Origin of the sequence: uncultured Olegusella sp. (assembly GCF_947253395.1) — a bacterium.
GTDB lineage: Bacteria > Actinomycetota > Coriobacteriia > Coriobacteriales > Atopobiaceae > Olegusella.
Genome location: NZ_CAMXYY010000122.1, coordinates 1 through 4,035, shown reverse-complemented (window position 1 = coordinate 4,035; position 4,035 = coordinate 1). Strand labels below are relative to the sequence as shown.

Below are 4,035 nucleotides of genomic sequence, written 5' to 3'. Positions count from 1 at the left end.
GGCTTTGACAATCGGCATGGTACAGGTGAAACCTGTGTGACAAGCATGCAGGCTCTGCTTGGATGGAACTGTTTTGCCGCCGCAGAGGTAGTGGTTATTGGCTATGGGCCTGTGGGCGAAGGGTTTGCACGGCGTATTCGTACGTTGGGGGCGGATGTCTGTATCGTGGATAGCGACCCTGCGGTTGCTTTGCGAGCACGTTTTGATGGTTTTAACGTTGCCGATATTGCAGAAGCATTTGCAGGTGCTGATGTGGTTGTGTCTGCAACGGGCGTTCGCCATACCATATCGATAGAGGAGATGAAACTGCTACGAGACAATACAATCCTAGCAGTGATAGGCGGCATTGCTCATGAGCTTGCCCTAGACGATCTGCCCGCCGATGCACTAGGCGATGTAGACACAAATGCCATTTGTGAGCTGCAAGTTCCCGATGGCCCAACACTCCGCTTGCTTGCCCATGGTGATGGGGTAAATTACACCGCTGGTGGGGGCAATCCGATTGAGGTGATGGATCTGAGTTTGGCTGTGCAAGTGGCAGCGATAGCATATCTTGCAAAGCATAAGGGAGAGCTTCCTGCCAAACTATTGCGTCTTGGCAAGGATGATGAGAGTCATATAGCTCGGCTTGCCCTTGCTGCTCGTGGGGCTTCTGCGCGACAAATGGGGCAAAAGAGTGATACCGTGCCGGATTGGAGACTTACACGTTTTTCGGATGCCTAGGCTAGATGTCTGAAGCGCTATTGTGTAAGCAAATTGTGCGACCAAATTTGCCGCCAAGGAGGCAAGCATGCAGAGCCAACAAGTTATTGTATATTCAGCTCCCCTGGTTGTACCTATATCGATGCCGGTTATCGTCAATGGTGCTGTAGCGGTACGTGGGGAGCGGGTTTTGCATGTGGGCACACGCTCTTGGGTGCTTGAGGTGCTGCACGAAGAGCTGGATGCACAGGCTCTGCAAGGGATGTTTGAGCGACATTTTGACGGCCTGTTGTTGCCGGGTCTTGTAAACGCTCATACGCATTTGCAGTACACAGGCATGTCTTCGGTGGGAAAAAAGAGTTATGACAGTTTCCGCGCATGGGAACTAGCTTTTGATGAGGTGTACGATGCGCCCGAAGAGAAACCTTGGAAATGCTGGGCATACGATGGCGCGCGTCAGCTCCTCGAATCAGGTGCAACGTCAGCAGCTGATGTGGTCTCTGATATCGAAGCGGTGAGTGCGCTCGGTAGTCATGGCATGCACGGTATTGCGTACTGGGAAGTTATGGATTGGGAAAATGAGGCTTGGTCGCGTGAGGGCGCGCGTACGCTCATCAATCAGCTGGCAGAAGCTGGGCGCAACCGAGATATTCGTTTGGGTATCAGTCCCCATGCGCCTTATTCATTAGGTTCAGGCCCCTTACTTGATCTGCCTGATATCGCGCGTGGTCTTGGTATGCGCTTACATATTCATTTGGGAGAAACTCCTATTGAGGGTGGAGCGTTTCCCTCAAGGCTCTCAAATCTTACCTCGTATGCATGGAGTGACAAAAACTGGGACGACTACCTTGCTCTCCATGCGGCTGGGTTTGAGGCAAGTGCAATCCAGTTTGTTGATCAGCTGGGTGTGCTAGGACCAGATGTGCATATCGCGCATGGGGTATATGCGTCGCGTGAGGATAGGCGTATCTTGCGGCAGCGTGGCGTAAGCGTTGCTTTGTGTCCACGCTCAAATCGTGTGACGTGTACCGTGCGTGATGCGCCGGTTGCTCGCTATCTTGAAGAAGGCAATCCCATCGCAATTGGTACTGACTCTTTGTCGAGCTGTCCTTCTTTGGATGTTTTGGATGATGCAGCAGAGGTTTATAGGCTTGCAGTTGAGCAGGGCTATGATCGCGATGATTTATCACACCGCATTATTCGTGCGCTGACCTTGGGCGGGGCTGAGTCGATGGGGCTCAATTGTGGTCCCGATCGTATTGGTCAGATTAACCCTGGAGCCCTTGCCGACCTCGCTTTCTTTGATATACCCATTGACGTTAGCACGCCTATGGGTGTTGAAGAAACGCTCGATTATTTTGTCCTCAAAGGTGCGGGCAGCTGTCGTGCAACACTGTTGTCTGGCAGGCTTGTCCACAATCGTATCTGGTAGTAGGAAGCGTTGCTTTTTGCAAAAAAGCAGGTAAGCCTAAGGGCTCACCTGCTTTTGTACGGTTTATTCTCACGCTTTTACACGTCGGAATCGTTGAGGTAGTGCTCTTGCTCGGGTGTAAGGACATCGATGTTTTTACCCATAAAAGCGAGTTTTTTACGAGCAGTCTCCAAGTCAACGTCTGTGGGAACATCCATGAGCAACTCATCAAACTCACCTTGATGTTCAACCAGGTACTTTGCAGAAAGCGCTTGAATGGCAAAGGACATATCCATAATTTCTGCAGGGTGCCCATCGCCGCAAGCAAGGTTGACCAAGCGACCCTCGCCAAGAACATAAATCCAGATACCATTAGGCAGTTTGTAACCCATGATGTTTTCACGCATAAGCTTGGATTCCACGGCAAGCTTGTGTAGGCCCTCCATGTCAACCTCGACATCAAAGTGGCCAGCGTTACATAGGATGGCACCCTCATGCATCAGGAGGAAATCTTCCTCATCGATGACCTTGTTGCAACCGGTCACCGTGATAAAGAAGTCACCCAAAGGCGCAGCTTCTGCCATAGGCATCACGTCAAAGCCATCCATCACCGCTTCAATTGCCTTGACAGGATCGATTTCTGTAACGATGACACGAGCTCCAAGACCTTTAGCACGCATGGCAACTCCCTTGCCACACCAGCCATAGCCTGCGACAACAGCGGTCTTGCCAGCAACAACAAGATTGGTAGTGCGATCAATGCCATCCCACACCGACTGGCCTGTGCCATAGCGATTGTCAAAGAAGTGCTTCATCATGGCATTGTTAACGCGCACCATGGGGAAGCGTAGCTTGCCCTCGCGGTTCATAGCTTCTAGGCGGATGATTCCCGTTGTCGTTTCCTCGCAGCCACCAATGACATGAGGGATAAGTTTTTGCAGCTCTGGATCGGTATGCATGAGATAAACCAAGTCGCCACCATCATCAATGATAAGATCGGGGCCAGCGGCGAGCACGGCATGAGTACCAGCAGCATACTCTTCGGATGTTGCACCGTGGATAGCATGTACCTCAAGACCCTCATGTACTAATGCGGCAGCGACATCATCTTGGGTAGAGAGTGGATTGGAGCCTGTAACATACATTTCTGCCCCGCCAGCTGCGAGTACAAGGCAAAGATAAGCTGTCTTTGCTTCGAGATGAATGGATAGGGCAATTTTTTTGCCAGCAAATGGCTTGGTCTGCTCGAATTCTTCCTTCAGCATGGTAAGCAGAGGGCAATTGCGTCTTACCCAATCAATCTTGAGCAATCCAGAATCAGCAAGCTTAATGTCCCTGATAACACTTTTGTTGGCTGGCATACCTATCCTCCGTTACATAGCGCAGTGCTTTTTACACACTCTTACAAAATTGATCTAGCTAGAGGTTGAGACGATGACAAATACGCGTGATTTCTGCGCGGACTCGCTCTTCGTCGATAGTGAGTAATTCTCCGTGATCCATGACAAATTTACCATCAATAATGACGCTTTCTACCTCAGAACCGTTTGCCGAATAGGCAAGTGCGGCAGGAAGATTAGTAGCAGGAATCATAGAGGGTAGATCGAGCCGCAGCAATGCCAGATCTGCTTTGCGGCCGACAGAGATTTCGCCGCAGTTCAGCGTGAGTGCGCGGGCGCCATTGCTCGTTGCTGCGCGCAAGGTGTCTGCTGCGGTGACGCAGGTGGAGCTGTTATGGGTTCCCTTATGTATCAAAGCAAACAGCCCCATTTCACGAAACATATTCTGTGCATTGTTGGAAGCAGGACCATCGGTGCCGAGGCACACATTTACACCTGCTGCCATGAGTTCGGGCACCGGTGCAAAGCCATTGCCTGTCTCTTATACACATCTGACGCTGCCGACGAAACCTTATGGGTGTA

The 4,035-nt window shown here is 51.1% G+C and carries 3 protein-coding genes and 1 pseudogene; 2 read left to right on the top strand and 2 right to left on the bottom strand.

Annotation, left to right across the window (positions count from 1 at the left end):
• Both Q0X25_RS07615 and Q0X25_RS07610 read left to right on the top strand, forming a co-directional pair.
• Positions 1–723 (top strand): NAD(P)-dependent oxidoreductase (locus tag Q0X25_RS07615; protein WP_298580791.1); only part of this gene is annotated, 723 nt, incomplete at its 5' end.
• Between the two features lie 67 nt (positions 724–790).
• Positions 791–2,134, top strand: coding sequence for an amidohydrolase family protein (locus Q0X25_RS07610; RefSeq protein WP_298580789.1), 1,344 nt, complete (start codon positions 791–793; stop codon positions 2,132–2,134).
• Positions 2,135–2,211: 77 nt separating this feature from the next.
• Here the strand turns inward: Q0X25_RS07610 and Q0X25_RS07605 are convergent, their stop codons facing one another.
• Both Q0X25_RS07605 and Q0X25_RS07600 read right to left on the bottom strand, forming a co-directional pair.
• The gene (locus Q0X25_RS07605) at positions 2,212–3,474 is read right to left on the bottom strand and encodes an adenosylhomocysteinase (protein ID WP_298580787.1); all 1,263 of its coding nucleotides are present in this window, start codon (positions 3,472–3,474) and stop codon (positions 2,212–2,214) included.
• 58 nt (positions 3,475–3,532) lie between these two features.
• A pseudogene (locus Q0X25_RS07600) lies at positions 3,533–3,973 on the bottom strand (amidohydrolase family protein); the annotation flags it as partial.
• Positions 3,974–4,035 lie beyond the last annotated feature (62 nt).